Raw genomic sequence first — 14,071 nt, 5'->3', positions numbered from 1 at the left:
TCCTCGCCATCACTGCAACCCGAAGCGTTTGGCCTTGCGGCCCGTGGTGTCGATGTTGAGCAGCAGGTCGGTCTCGGAGGCGATCGACGGTTTGGGCGGATTGATCAGGGCGCGCGCCTCTTCAGGATCCAGCGGATCGACCAGGCGCGGAGTGGCGACGATGATCAGTTCCTGGCGCTCCAGGGTGTTCTCGCGGGCCTTGAACAAGGAGCCGATGACAGGAAGGCTTCCCAGACCAGGTACGGCGTTGTCGGTGGCGCTGCTGGCCGAGAAGCTCAGGCCGGCGATGATGTAGGACTGACCGTCGCCCAATTGCACGGTGGTCGAGGCCGACCGCCGACGGAAGCCGGGCACCGTGAAGCCCTGCAGCTGCACACCGTTGGCGTAGTCGATTTCGCTGACCTCGGGCGACAGCTTGAGGATGATGCGGCCGTCGCTCATGACCACCGGCGCCACGTCCAGCCGCACGCCGTAAGGGCGGTACTCGATGGTGACGACGGCGCCGTTCGCGCCGCCGGCGCTTTGCGGCACCGGGATCGGCACCTCGCCGCCGGCCAGGAAGTCGGCGGTCTCGCCCGAGCGCACCAGCAAGGTGGGCTGGGCCAGGACCTGAGACAGTCCGGCGCCGGACAGGGCGCTGAGCAGGCCAAGGGCGCCGTTGCCGGCGTCGCCCAGAACAAGATCGAAGGCGCCCGACAGCGGCGAGCTGGTGTCGAGCTGCAGTCCCGTGCGGTCGAACTGGTAGCTCTGCAGGGAGCCTGGCGCGAAGAGCCCGCCCTGGAAGCCATTGTCGATCTTGGTGAAGTTGAAGCCGAGTTGGCGCAGGGTGCGCGAGGCGACGACGATGAACTGGACGTCCACGGCCACCATCTGCTGGCCGGTCACCTTCACCGCCGAGACCTCGCCTGCGCCATAGGCCTTGGCGAGAGTGTCGGCGGTGGACCAGGACTCCAGATCCGTCACGGCGCCCTTGGCGATCGGCGTCTCGACGCCGGCTTCGACGGTGACGCCCTTGAGGTCGGCAGTTTCGTTGAGTCGGCGGCCGATGGCGTCAGCCTGACCGGCGCCCTTGGGGCGGACATGAACGGTGAGGGTCTGGCGCGCATCGGCGCTTTCCCACGAAATGCGCGCAACGCCGGCGGCGAGTCCCTTCAGGGTGATCTCGCGGGGGCTCTTCAGGGTCGCTTCAACAATCGTGGACCCATCGACGACGATCCGCTGGATCGGCTGCCGGCTGGCCAGGGTGCGGCCTTGATCCACCTCGATGATCAGCGGCGCCGAGGCGGAAGCGGACGAGGAGGCGGGCGCCCGGGCCGTCGCGTTGAGAGCGGCGGCCAGGATGGTCGTGGCGAGGAGGGCCGTCAGGAGCGTTCTCATCGCGCGCCCTCCGACGGCATCTGAAGCATCGAGCGTCCGTCGAGGACGACTTCCACCGGCATGGCGGCGGGCCGCGGTCGGGCCGGCGCGCGCACGGCCACGGGCGTGGCCGCTGGCGCGCGCGGGGCCGAGACGCCGGTCAGGCTCGCCAGCGTGGAGACCGGCGTGACCATATCCTGATCGCCGGGTCGGCGCAGGGCGAGGAACACCTTGCCCAGGCTGCGGGCGAGCATGAAATCAGGCACCTGCTCGGGCGACAGGGCGAGGGTGACGGCGCGCGCGCCCACGCCCTGATCCGCCGCCCCCGCCTCGCCCACGGCCAAGATGAGGACGTTGGTCATCAAGGTGACCGCGCGGCCTGCGTCGGGGCCCGAACCCATGCCGCCGAAGACGCGGTCGGCGAGCACGGCCTGCACGTCCACGCGATCGCCGGGAGCGATACGGCGGGCGACGCCGGCTTCGACATCGGCGTCCAGGCTGATGGCCCTAAGACCCTGCGGCACCTGCAGCGCCAGCGGAGCAGTCTGAATCGGGGTGAGCATGGCGCGGGTCACGGTTGCGCCCTGGGGAATGTCCATGCTGGCCAGCTGTCCGCCGGCGGCGGAAGGGGACGGCAAGGCGTCGGCGGGGGGCGCAGTGTCCGCGTCGCTGACGCGCAGGTCGGCGGGCGACAGCACGCTGCCGCGGGCGATGGGCTTGGCGGCGACCACCAGCTGATGCTTGGGTGCGGCGGTCTGAACCGGGGACTCGCTCGGGTTGAGCACGCGCCACAGGCCGAACGCGATGAGGGTGACCCCCAGCACCGCGCCAAACCCGATCAACAGCCGGCCGACCGCTTGCGGTCTCATCCACAACCTCCCGCGACCCAAACTGGGTGCACGCATGGCGAACTATTAGAGCTAACTCGCCTTCCGATAGCAATCGGCGCCATGCGCGTTTAAGGTGCGGTTAACGTCGCTAAAGGCTGTGGGCGTCGATGATCGGCAACCTGGGCGTGTGGGTCCGTCCGCGCCGAGGCGCTTCGCACAGGCAGGCGTGCACCCGCAGGCTGGCGATGATGGCGTCCTCCTGACCGTAGTAATCGTCGAGGGCGGCGCGATGGAGGTCAAAGCAGCGGGCGACTTCCAACAGCACGCCAGCGGACACCGCGCCCATGCCAGCAGCAATATCCGCCGCGATCTGGCGGGCTTCCTCGCGGCTGTCGGCATCCAGTCTCGCCAGAAGTCTGACCGCGGCGCGTAGGTCTTTGAGCCAGTCTGTCGGGTAGTCCATTTTCTTCCCCGTTCTCCTTGCCGGGCAAGGATAGGCCGCCGGCCCAAGGCTGCCTCAGAAGCTCAATCACCGGTAGCTGCAGCGTCGTTATGTCGCGCGAGGCGGGCGCTCGCGATGGGTGGGTTCGCCGAGTTTCGCGGCCTGCGGCGGCCTCGGGCGATCGCGGACGGGTCTTCGACTGTCAAAGAGCGGCGCCCGATGGCGGCGGAACCGGTGCGGCGTTTTGCCAACCCGCGTTCGTCGATGCCGCGCCTCAGGCCTTCGGAAAGTCTTGCTGCATCAGGGATCTGCTCGTTGACGCAACCCGCAGGCGAGTGATCGGCGCGCTTGCCGGAAGCTTGGTAAACCCAAAATGGGTATTGCCAAGATCAAAAGCGTGGGTGTATCCCCAAAATGAGCTCTACCGGAGCGGGCGAGGGAAAATGATCTCGCGTCGGTTGAGTTTCCGCCGTCCGAGGCGGTCCAGAAATACGTGGAGGGCAGTCGAATGCACAGGGAAGAAAAGATCGGCGCTTTCGATGTGAAGGTCGGTGCGCGCATGCGTCTTCGGCGCCGGATGCTGCAGTTGAAGCAGAAGTCCTTGGCGGAGCTGGTGGGGGTCTCCTTCCAGCAGATTCAGAAGTACGAGCATGGCGCCAACCGCGTCTCGGCCTCTCGCCTCGTAGCGATCGCCCATGCTTTGGAGACCTCGGTGGCTTGGCTGCTGGGGGAAGAGGGCGTGGACACGGGTCCGGTCTTTGACGCCACGCCGCTGCTGGCGACCCCTGGCGCCTTGCAGCTCCTGGAATCCTATAATCGCATCCCGGCCAGCCGCCGCACCTTCGTCCGCACGGTGTGCCGCGGCCTGGAGAGCGCCGCCTGAGGCGGCCTCGACAGGCCCGTCCGCGGCTGCTTCACGGACGGGCCCCGCCGAATGGCGCCCGCGCGGTGGGCGGGGCTGTGGTGGTGGTTCCCACGCCGCACGGGTCGCGGCCACCGGGCCGCTTGAGACCTTTAGGGGGAGGCCTCCCCTAGACCATGCCGTCGTCCCCCAGACGCGCAATCGCGCACCAACCGGCGGTGGACTTAATTCTCTGATCAGTCAGGACGGGTTGCGCGTTTGAGGTGCGCCAGGCAGGCCGCCAGGTTGATGAGCGCCTCCAACTCCAACGCCTCGCCGATCTCGGACAGGGCGCGCAGACGGATCACCGCGGCGACAGGATTGTCGTCATAGGCAGTCGCGACGAGGCCGTAGAGTTCGTCGTGGAGTGCGGCTTCGAGCCGATCGGCGGACTTGGGGTTCATGCCTGCTCTCCGGCGCGGGGTTCGGGTTCACCTGCCCCGCACGTCCCCGCTCCGCAACGACGGGCTACCGCCGGTAGGCGTGGATCAATGTCCCGCTCGCCGATATCGTGAGGAATTCTCCAATGCCACCCAGGCTGGAGTCCATGGATAGCAACAGAATCGTGGATCGGGCGGCTGATCGCGCCTCCAGAATTTCTGGAAGGTGTGCGGGAGCTTCACCGCTTATCCCACTGGCTGGATAGAATTTAGCAGCCGGCCCTCTCCCATGTCCAAATCGACCTTCGCAGCCCTCGCCCTCCTGGCCTCGGCCAGCCTTCCCGCCCTCGCCCTGGCCCAGACGTCCGCTCCCGAGGCGACCGATGTGGACGCTCTGGTGGTCACCGGCACCAACATCCGCAGCGCCGCCGCCCAGGGCTTCAATCCGGTGCAGGTCATCGGCCAGGAAGAGGTGCAGACCTCCGGCAAGGTGACGGTGGCCGACCTGTTGCGCTCCATCAGCGCCAACACCGGCAACGCCACCAACGAGACCAGCAACAGCGGCTGGGCTTCCGGTTCGGCGGGCATCGGCCTTCGCGGCTTGTCGCAGAAGAACACCCTGGTCCTGCTCAACGGCCGCCGGGTGGCGAACTACGGCTTCCCGTCGGGCGGCCTGTCGGACACCTTCGTCAATCTGAACGCCCTGCCCCTCGTGGCGGTGCAGCGCATGGAGGTGCTGAAGGACGGCGCCTCGGCCATCTATGGCTCGGACGCCGTGGCCGGGGTGGTCAACATCATCACCCGTGAGAACTTCCAGGGCGTGGAGGCCGGCGCCAGCTACGGCACGTCGGACCAGGGCGGCCTGGACACCTGGCGCGGCAAGGTGGTGACGGGCTATGGCGACCTGGAGTCGGACGGCTGGAACGTCCTGTTCAGCGCCGAGGCCTATGAACGCGAGCGCCTCGATCAGGACCAGCGCGACCTGACCGACTCCGGCATCTATTCGGGACTGCCTGGCGGGCGCTGGAACGGCTGGAGCGCCAAGGGCGCCCGCTTCCTGGTGAACGGCGCCTCGGTTCCCTTCCTCGACGCCCAGGGCAACTGCCCCGAAGGCATGCGCCTGACCGCCAGCGCGCCGATCGACGGCCTGCCGGGCAACACCTGCGCCATCAACCTGGCGCCCTACACCACCCTGATCCCCTCCACCGACCGCTACCAGACCTACATCCGCGGCACGGCGCGCATCTCGGACAACATCGAGGTCTTCGGCGAGGCGATCTACAGCTACATCAAGGGCCGCTCGATCTTCGGCTCCAGCCCCTACTTTACGCTGGAGGCGGGTCGCTTTGCGCTGAACGCCAATACGGGTCTGGCCGAGCCGGTCTCGAACGTTCTGCCGGCCAACAATCCCTACAACCCCTTCGGCGCGCCGACCCAGATCGAGTACACCTTCTTCGATCTCGGCCAGTCGCTGAAGACCAACATCTCCAAGGCTTATCGCGTCTTGGGCGGCGTGCGCGGCAAGCATGACCGTTTCGACTGGGAGCTGGCCGCCTTCGCCGCCGAGAGCGACGAGCGCGAGGAAGTCGCCGCAGGCTTCGCCAACCGCTTCACCCTGGCCGCCGCCCTCGCCAACGGCAGCCTGAACCTGCACGAGCCCGGCGCCACCGCCCCGGCGGTGCTGGACGCCATCCGCCTGAGCACGGTGCGTCCGGCCAAGTCCAAGCTGGCGGGCGCCGACTTCAAGATTTCCGGCGAGCTGTTCAACCTGCCGGCCGGGCCGATCGGCTACGCGGCGGGCATCGAGTACCGCCACGAGTCCCTGGTCTCCTCCAACCCCTGGCAGATCGACGCGGGCCTGCAGATCCGCCCCGCCATCGCCGCCGTGGACGGTGAACGCGACGTGGTGGCCGGCTACGCCGAAGCCAACCTGCCGATCCTGTCGAACCTGGAGATCCAGGTCGCCGGCCGCGCCGACCACTACAGCGATTTCGGCAGCGCCTTCTCGCCCAAGGCCGGCATCCGCTGGAAGCCGATCAGCGCCGTCACCCTGCGCGCCTCCGCCTCCAAGGGCTTCCGTGCGCCGTCCCTGTCAGAGAACTCGGCCTCGACCAACATCTCCTACGGCACGGTGGTCGACCCCTACGATCCGGACCTCCCCGGTTCGCGCCAGAGCCCGACCTTCTTCACGGTGGGCAACACCGACCTCGAGCCGGAACGCACCAAGTCGTACAATGTCGGGGTCGTTCTGACGCCGCGCCGGGGCACGGTGCTGAGCGTCGACTGGTACCGCATCGAGCTTGAGAACCTGGTGGGGACCAACAACACCACCAACATCGTTCTGGCCAACAATCCGGCCGATGTGATCCGCGACGCGCGCGGCAAGCTGCAGGCCGTCTACAACCGCTATCAGAACCTGACCGAGCTGCGGACCTCGGGCTTCGATGTCGAGCTGAGCCAGAAGCTCAGCACCGAGACCTTCGGCGACTTCACCGTATCGACCGCCTACACCCACGTGATCGACTATCGCCGTCCGGTCACCGTGGGCGGGCCGCTGGTGAACTATGCCGGCAACAATCGCGGTCCTTCGCTGCCGGCCGACAAGGCGACGACCCGCGCGGCCTGGTCGTTCGGCGATCTCGACGCCTCGGTCACCTGGTTCTACACCGCCGGCTATGACCTGGTGCCCAACGTGGCGGGCCAGAAGCGCGTCGACGACTACAACCAGTTCGACCTCTATGTGGGCTGGACGGGCATCAAGAACACGACCCTCTACGCCAAGGTCGAAAACGTCTTCGAAGAAGCGCCGCCCTATGACGCCAACTTCCCGGGCATCCGCGCGCCCTACGATTTCACTCAGTATGATCTGCGGGGACGCTACTTCCAGATCGGCTTCGACTATCGTCTCTAAGCCAAGCTAGACCGCAGTCTCAATTTTTCTCCGGATAGACCCGATGTCCTTCAAGTCCTGGCTCCGGAACGCCGCTCCCGCGGCGCTCCTCGCCGCCGCCGTGCTCTCTTCCGCGCCCACCGTGGCCGCCGCCCAGAGCAGCTACTTCTTTCCGCAGGCCGCAGCCGCCGACTTCGATGCGGCGATCCCGACCCCGGAAGCCTTCCTCGGCTATCCGATCGGCTCGCACTACACGCGGCACGATCAGGTGGTGGCCTATCTGCGGGAACTGGACCGGCTGTCGGACCGGGTCAGCGTCGAGGAGATCGGCCGCACCTATGAAGGCCGCCCGCTTCTGGCGGTGACCATCACGTCGGGCGCCAACCACGGACGTCTGGCCGAACTGCAGGCCGCCCACGCGGCGGTCTCCGATCCCTCGGCGCCCGCGCCGGATCTGGCCCGCACGCCGGTGGTGGTCGGCCTCTATTACGGCGTCCACGGCAACGAGACCTCCAGCGGCGAAGCGGCCCTTCTGACCGCCTATTACCTGGCCGCCAGCCGCTCGGCCGAGGTGCAGGACTGGCTCGACAAGGCGGTGGTCATCATCGACCCGGCTCAGAACCCGGACGGCCGCGACCGCGCCGCCAACTGGCACAACGCCTGGAAGAACAATCCGCCGGTCTCCGACCCGGCCGACAAGGAGCACGTGGAGCCGTTCCCCATGGGGCGGACAAACCACTACTTCACCGACCTCAACCGCGACTGGCTGGCCGTCACCCAGAAGGAGACGCGCGCCAAGCTGGAGGTCTTCCATCGCTGGCTGCCCAACGTGCAGATCGACTTCCACGAGATGGGCTCGGGCAGCACTTATTACTTCGAGCCGTCGCCGGCGAGCATGGAAAGCCCGCTGCTGCCCAAGGCGTCCTACGCGTTCAACAAGGTGCTGGCGAAGTATCACGCCAAGGCCCTCGATGATCTGGGCTCACTCTATTACACGGGCGAGAACTACGACAACTTCTCGGCAGTTTATGGGTCTACATACCCGGATTTCCACGGGGGCGTCGGGGTGACGGTGGAACAGGCCAGCTCTCGCGGTCTCGTCCAGGACACCGCCAACGGCCCGCTGACCTTCGGCTTCACCATCCGCAACCAGGTGGCCACGGGTCTGGCCTCGGTGCGCGGCGCGGTGGCCGAGCGCCAGGGCTTGTTCAACCTGCAGCGCGAGTTCTTCCGCTCGGCCACGGAAGAGGGGCGTCGCTACAAGCACGCCGCCTTCGTGTTCGGCGACCCGGCCAATCCCGGCTTGTCGCGCCAGACCCTCGACCTGCTGGCCCAGCACAAGATCCGCGTCCACGCCCTGGCCGCGCCGGTGACCCTGGATGGCAAGACCTTCCGGCCCGGCAGCGCCTGGGTCGTGCCGTCGGCTCAGCCGCAGTTTCGCCTGATCCATTCGATCTTCGAGCCGACCCCGCCGACCAACGGCGGCGTCTATGGCAGCACCTCCTATGCGGTGGCGCCCGCCTACGGCCTGACGGTTGGTCGCGCCAAGAGCGCGCCGTCGCTGGGCGCCGTCGTCACCGCACTTCCGACCGCCGTCGGCGGGGTGGCCGGGCCTGAACGCGCTTACGCCTACGCCGTCGACTGGCGCGACCTGAACGCCCCTCGCGTCCTGTCGGCGTTGCTGCAGCAGGGCGTGAAGGTCCGCGCCGCCTTCGAGCCGTTCACGGCCCGGACCGACGGCGGCGAGACCGCCTTCGGGCGTGGCACGCTGGTCATCCCGACCGCCGGCCAGACCCTGGCGGAGCCGCAGCTGCGCGCCGCGATCGATGAGGCCGCGCGTTCGGCCGGCGTGGTCGCTCAAGGTCTCGCCTCGGGCCAGAGCGCGGCCGGCATCGACCTGGGCAGCGAAAGCGTCCGTCCTGTGCGCAAGCCGAGGGTCGCCCTGGTCATGGGCGAAGGCGTCAACGCCACCGAGATCGGCTCGACCTGGTTTTCGCTGAGCGAGCGGCTGGCCTGGCCGGCGACCAAGCTCGATCCGGCGCAGCTGCGTCGCCTGCCGCTGGGCGCCTACACCAGCATCGTCCTGGCGGGCGGCCGTTATGACGACCTGGGCGACGACACCGTGGCGGGCCTGCGCCGTTTCGTGCAGGGCGGCGGTTCGCTGGTGACCTTCGGCGCCGGCTCCAAGTGGGCGGTCTCCAAGGGGCTCGCCGGGCCGGCGCCAAAGGCGGCGGAGGAGAAGGCGGAGGACAAGGCCGAGCGCCTTGACTTCGCCGCCCGCCGCGACGCCCTGGCCGAGAAGCGCAGCTCCGGCAACGCCCTGTCCGCCGACGCCGACATCACCCACCCGCTGGCCTTCGGTCTGTCGCAACGGGCGCTGTTCGTGAACAAGGAGACCGATGTGACGCTGTCGCCGGTCGCCGACGCCTTCTCCAACGTGGTCAAGATCGACGCCCAGCCGGTGGTCAACGGCTACCTGCCCGAGGCCCTGCGCAAGCAGGCGGCGGGTACGGTCTGGGCGCAGGTGGCGCGCGTGGGTGAGGGCAATGTGGTGTTGTTCGCCGACGACCCGGCGCACCGCAAGTACTGGCTGAACACCGAGCGCCTGCTGCTCAACAGCCTGTTCTTTTCCAACCACCTGTCGCCGTCGGCGCGGTTCTAGACGCCGTCCTGAAGTGATCCGCCCGCAACACGGGCGGATCACCTGACGCTGCGTAACGCGGCTCTTCAAACCCCTGTCACCAGAAGACCCTAACGGGGCGCCCGAAGCTTTGGCGCAGCCTTAAGGGGCCACGATCTCTCATCATCAGAATATGGGCCGCTGGATCGCCGGCGAGATCCTGCCCCACGAGGCGGACGTCCGCGCCTGGCTGCGTCGCAGCCTGCGGCTCGTGGAGATCGATGACGTGATCCAGGAGAGCTATTGCCGGATCGCCGCCGCCGTCGATCCGCAGACGATCGCCAGCCCCCGCGCCTACTTCTTCACCACGGCCCGCAACGTCGCCCTGGACCAGATGCGGAAAAATCGTGTGGTCGGACTCGACGACGTGGCGGAATTGGCGTGGTCGAACGTCGTGGATGAGAGCCCTTCTCCCGAGCGGCTCGCCGGCGGGCGTCTCGAGCTGCGCCGGATCAACACGCTTATCGAGTCTCTTCCCCAGCGATGCCGCACCATTTTCGTCATGCGCAAGGTGCAGGGCCTGAGCCAAAGGCAGATCGCCCACAAGCTCGGCGTGACCGAGAACGTCGTGGAGAAGCAGGCGGCCAAGGGGCTGCGCCTGCTGTTGGACGCCGTGGCCGCGCAGCCGGGGCGAGTGAAGCTTGAGCAACCCATCCAATCCGATCGACGCCGCCGCGGCTGACTGGGTCGTCAGGCGGGACCGGGGTCTGAGCGCGGCCGAGACGGCCGAGCTGGAGGCCTGGCTCGCCGCGGACCCGCGTCAGCGCGGCGCCTTCGTGCGCGCTGAAGCCGCCTGGATGAGTCTGGACCGTGGACGGGCCCTCGATCCGTCGCTCCTCATGCGCCAGCCGATGATGGCGCGGCGCGGCCTTCTGATCGGGGGCGGCGCGGCTCTCGCCGCCGGCTTGGCGAGCGTGACGCTGTCGCCGCTGCTGGTGGGGGGCAAGCGCATCGCCACGGGTGTGGGCGAAGGGCGGCGTGTTCCGCTCGAGGATGGCTCCAGCCTCGACCTCAACACCGACAGCAAGGTGAAGGTCCGGTTTGATCGTACTTCGCGACAGGTCGACCTCTCGCAAGGCGAGGTCTGGTTCGAGGTGTCGCGCGATGCGGCGCGGCCGTTCCGGGTCGATGTGGGTCTGCTCGCCCTGAGCGCTGACGAGGCGGACTTCTCCGTGCGCCGCGATGTGGACCGCGTAAGGGTCAATGTGGAGCGCGGCGCTGTGCGGCTCCAGCGCCTGGGCCTGGAGGCCTCCGAGCGGCTGGTGGAGGCTGGCGCTGTGGCGGTGGCCGACCTCCGGGGCGTTGCGGTCTCCACCGTGGCGCCGGCCGTGCTGCAGGCCAATCTGGCCTGGCGCACGGGCGCGATCGTCCTGGACGGGGTCACGCTCGCCGAGGCGGCGGCGGAGTTCAATCGCTACAATGCTCGCGCCATCACGGTCGGTGAGGCCGCTCGAGAGCTTCGGGTCGTCGGCGTCTTCCGCGCTCGAGAGCCGGAGGCCTTCGCCCGCGCCGCCGCCGCCAGTCTGGCGGTGGGCGTGCAAGTTCATAGTGACGCGATATACATCGGATGATCATGTATATCGCAAGTTGTAAAAATTGTTATTCTTGAAAATTTCACAATAAAGTTTGGCGGATATTTCATCTAGCGGCGTCGCTCCTTTGTAATCGCAAAGGGGTGGCGCAATGGCCAACACGATTTCCAAGTCTCTGTTTCTTTCTACCGTCGCCGCGGCCGCCGTTTGCGCGGCTCAACCCGCCGCGGCCCAGGTCCGCACCTTCAATATCGAAGCTCAAGCGGCCGTGACCGGCGTGCCGCAGCTGGCGCTCCAGAGCGGCCTGCAGATCATCGCGCCCCTGCCCGACCTGCAAGGGCGCCGCATCGCCGCGGTGAAGGGCGAGATGGACGCCATGGCGGCGGTGCGGCAGGCGCTGGTCGGCTCGGGCCTGAGCATCGCCTCCAACCAGGGCGGTGTGGTGATCTTGTCGGCCGGCGCCCGCGCCGCGGTGGAGGCCGAAGCCCAGGTCGAGGAGATCGTCGTCTCCGCCCCCATCCTGCAGAGCCTGACCCGCTCGCTGGAGATCCAGCGCGCCGCCGACAACGTCAAAAGCGTGATCGCCGCCGACACGGTGGGCCGTTTCCCCGACCAGACCGCCGCCGGCGCCTTGGCGCGCCTGCCGGGCGTGGGCGTGCAACGCGACCAGGGTCAGGAGCGCTATGTCCAGGTGCGCGGCGCCCCGACGCGCTGGACCTCGGTGGCGCTGAACGGCGTCGCCATCCTCGGCGCCGAGGACCGTGTTTTCCGTTTCGACGCGGTGCCGTCGACGCTGATCGATCAGGTCGAGCTCAACAAGACCCTCACCCCGGCCATGCCGGCCGAGGCCCTGTCCGGCCAGATCGACATCAAGACCTACAGCCCGATGTCCGATCCCGGCTTCCACATGCAGGCGGCCCTGGGCAAAGGCTACGTGGACCTGGGCGACGGCCCGCAGGATCATGCCGCCGCGCGCCTGTCCTGGTCCAACGACAAGTTCGGCATCGTGCTGTCCGGTTCGCACTACGTCTTCGAACAACAGACCGACAACGCCGAGCCGCGCTTTGACGCTGCGGGCATGAGCCAGCTGCGCGTCGCCAAGTACGTGATCGAGCGCGAGACCAACGCCCTGTCGGCCGGCCTGGAGTTCGCTCCCGGCGACGGCCACCGCATCACCTTCAACTCCATCTATTCGGAGTTCATCGATGATGAGGAGCGCAACCAGTACACCTTCATGTTCAACGGCGCCCGGGCGGGCACGCGCAGCAAGACCGCCGGCGATCTGGTGGGCGTCGAGGTGCGCGGCCAGTTCAACAAGGGCGGCCAGGAGACCTCGGGCCTCTACAACATCCTGCACGGCGAGCATGAGATCGGCGGCGGCCAGCTGACCTGGGACCTGGCGCACAGCCGCTCGGTGCTGGAGAGCGGCAGCCCTCTGATCAACCAGAACCAGAGCGCCGGTCTGCGTCCGTCCCTGACCTTCCAGGCTGACGGCCGCGGCTTTCCGACCATCGCGCTCTACCACACCAACCGCGCCGGCGCGTCCCCGGTGCGCGGCGGGCGCGTCACGGCTCTGGATCAGATGGCTTTCGACCAGGAGCTGATCACTTGGTCGGGATCGGAGCGCAAGACGCGCGAAGACCTGGCGAAGGTCGACTACACCCGGGACGTCGAGCTGTTCGGCGCGCCGGTTCGGGTGACCGCCGGCCTGCAGTACAACGACCGCCAGTTCCGCGACGTGGGCAGCTACGTCAACACCACCCCGGCCGGCGTCACCGGCGGCGCCTTCGACGCCCGTCAGGTCGCGGCGGCGCTGGGCGTGCAATGGACGCCGGGCGCGTTGGTCTCCACCCGCGCCGTGGACGAAGACCTGTCGCGGGGCTTCACCTTCAACTACGTGGAGAACAGCCTCATGCGCCGTCAGGCCGAGGCCCTGTTCGACGCGGCGCGCGCGGCCAACGCCCGCGGGGCCAACTACGCAGTGCCGCAACTGTCCCCGCAGCAGCTGTTCACCGTCGACGAGCGTCTGATCGCCGCCTACGCCAGCGGCCGCACCGAGATCGGCCGTCATACGGTTGTGGCCGGCGCCCGGATCGAGAACACCAAGATCGAGTCTGCCGGCACGGCGGTGATCGGCGGTACGCGCCAGCCGCTGGACCTGGAGAACGATCAGACCCGGATCTTCCCCAGCATCCACTGGACCTACGAGGCGCGTGACGACCTGCAGCTGCGCGCGGCCCTGGTCAGCGGCTCGGCCCGTCCCAGCTTCGGCGCCCTGTCGGCCAATGTGAACATCAACGACGCCAACGCCACCATCTCGGGCGGCAATCCCGATCTGAAGCCCGAGACCGCCTACGGCCTCGACGGCGCCATCGAGTGGTACTTCGCGCCCGCCTCGGTGCTGTCGGCCAATGTGTTCTGGCGCAAGGTGGACCACGTCCTGTTCGGCAGCACCACGACCGTCGGCGACAGCCGCTATGACGGCCAGGGCTTCAACCGTTCGGGCTATGACTTCTCGACCACGGTCAACGGCGAGGACGGCGATCTCTATGGCGTCGAGTTCGCTTACGTGCAGCCGTTCCGCTTCCTGCCGGGCGCTCTGTCGGGCCTGGGCGTGGAGACCAGCCTGACCCTGCTGGACGGCGAGTTCACCACCCCGGACGGCCGCAAGACCGGGTTCCCCGGCACGTCGAAGCGGATCACCAATGTGACCGCCTTCTACGAGAAGCACGGCGTGTCGGCGCGCCTGAGCTGGCAGCACCGCACCAAGTGGCTGGACGAGGTCGGCGCCGCCGAGACGTCCGACTTCTGGTGGGCCTCGCAGCAGCGTCTCGACCTGTCGGTCCGCTACCAGATCGACCGCAACTACGCCCTGTTCTTCGACGCCAACAACCTGACGGACGAGGAAGGCATGCGCTGGCAGGGCGACCGCAGCCGTCCCTACGAGCTGGAAGGCTACGGGCGCCGCTTCATGGGCGGCGTGCGGGTCAACTTCTGATCCTGATCTGACCAGGTTGCGCCCAAGCGCATCCGACGGCCTCGCGCGGTGCTCCCCCGAAC

The 14,071-nt window shown here is 67.9% G+C and carries 10 protein-coding genes; 6 read left to right on the top strand and 4 right to left on the bottom strand.

Annotated features, from left to right (window positions below; all coding sequences use genetic code 11):
• Positions 1-9: 9 nt before the first annotated feature.
• The 3 genes from P7B02_RS04150 to P7B02_RS04140 all read right to left on the bottom strand — a co-directional run bounded on the left by P7B02_RS04150 (position 10) and on the right by P7B02_RS04140 (position 2,649).
• Positions 10-1,377, bottom strand: coding sequence for a type II and III secretion system protein family protein (locus tag P7B02_RS04150; protein WP_277785041.1), 1,368 nt, complete (start codon positions 1,375-1,377; stop codon positions 10-12).
• Positions 1,374-2,225: a Flp pilus assembly protein CpaB gene (gene cpaB / locus P7B02_RS04145; RefSeq protein WP_277785040.1), complete on the bottom strand. Its 852-nt coding sequence runs from the start codon at positions 2,223-2,225 to the stop codon at positions 1,374-1,376. The genes P7B02_RS04150 and cpaB overlap by 4 nt, the downstream gene beginning before the upstream one ends.
• 109 nt (positions 2,226-2,334) lie before the next feature.
• Positions 2,335-2,649 (bottom strand): hypothetical protein, encoded by a 315-nt coding sequence (locus tag P7B02_RS04140; protein ID WP_277785039.1) that lies wholly within the window; start codon positions 2,647-2,649, stop codon positions 2,335-2,337.
• A 487-nt stretch (positions 2,650-3,136) separates the two neighbouring features.
• On the opposite strand from P7B02_RS04140, the gene P7B02_RS04135 reads away from it, so the two are divergent.
• Positions 3,137-3,511 carry a helix-turn-helix domain-containing protein gene (locus P7B02_RS04135; RefSeq protein ID WP_277785038.1) on the top strand — a complete coding sequence of 125 codons (375 nt, stop codon included), beginning with the start codon at positions 3,137-3,139 and terminating at the stop codon, positions 3,509-3,511.
• Between the two features lie 215 nt (positions 3,512-3,726).
• Here P7B02_RS04135 and P7B02_RS04130 read toward each other — a convergent pair whose 3' ends face one another.
• Positions 3,727-3,933 (bottom strand): hypothetical protein, encoded by a 207-nt coding sequence (locus P7B02_RS04130; RefSeq protein ID WP_277785037.1) that lies wholly within the window; start codon positions 3,931-3,933, stop codon positions 3,727-3,729.
• A 265-nt stretch (positions 3,934-4,198) separates the two neighbouring features.
• Between P7B02_RS04130 and P7B02_RS04125 the strand changes: the two genes are divergently transcribed.
• The 5 genes from P7B02_RS04125 (at position 4,199) to P7B02_RS04105 (ending at position 14,009) form a co-directional block, all read left to right on the top strand.
• Positions 4,199-6,820 carry a TonB-dependent receptor gene (locus tag P7B02_RS04125; RefSeq protein ID WP_277785036.1) on the top strand — a complete coding sequence of 874 codons (2,622 nt, stop codon included), beginning with the start codon at positions 4,199-4,201 and terminating at the stop codon, positions 6,818-6,820.
• 43 nt (positions 6,821-6,863) lie between these two features.
• Positions 6,864-9,461 (top strand): M14 family zinc carboxypeptidase, encoded by a 2,598-nt coding sequence (locus P7B02_RS04120; RefSeq protein ID WP_277785035.1) that lies wholly within the window; start codon positions 6,864-6,866, stop codon positions 9,459-9,461.
• Between the two features lie 151 nt (positions 9,462-9,612).
• Positions 9,613-10,161: an RNA polymerase sigma factor gene (locus P7B02_RS04115; RefSeq protein ID WP_277785034.1), complete on the top strand. Its 549-nt coding sequence runs from the start codon at positions 9,613-9,615 to the stop codon at positions 10,159-10,161.
• On the top strand, positions 10,121-11,050 hold the full coding sequence (locus P7B02_RS04110) for a FecR family protein (RefSeq protein WP_277785033.1): 930 nt from the start codon (positions 10,121-10,123) through the stop codon (positions 11,048-11,050). The genes P7B02_RS04115 and P7B02_RS04110 overlap by 41 nt, the downstream gene beginning before the upstream one ends.
• A 112-nt stretch (positions 11,051-11,162) precedes the next feature.
• Positions 11,163-14,009, top strand: a complete 2,847-nt coding sequence (locus P7B02_RS04105; protein ID WP_277785032.1) for a TonB-dependent receptor — start codon at positions 11,163-11,165, stop codon at positions 14,007-14,009.
• Positions 14,010-14,071 lie beyond the last annotated feature (62 nt).

This window comes from Caulobacter segnis (assembly GCF_029543125.1).
In the GTDB taxonomy this organism is placed as follows: domain Bacteria; phylum Pseudomonadota; class Alphaproteobacteria; order Caulobacterales; family Caulobacteraceae; genus Caulobacter; species Caulobacter segnis_D.
Note: the sequence above shows the minus strand (reverse complement) of the source record. Positions and strands in the feature narration are given on the sequence as shown.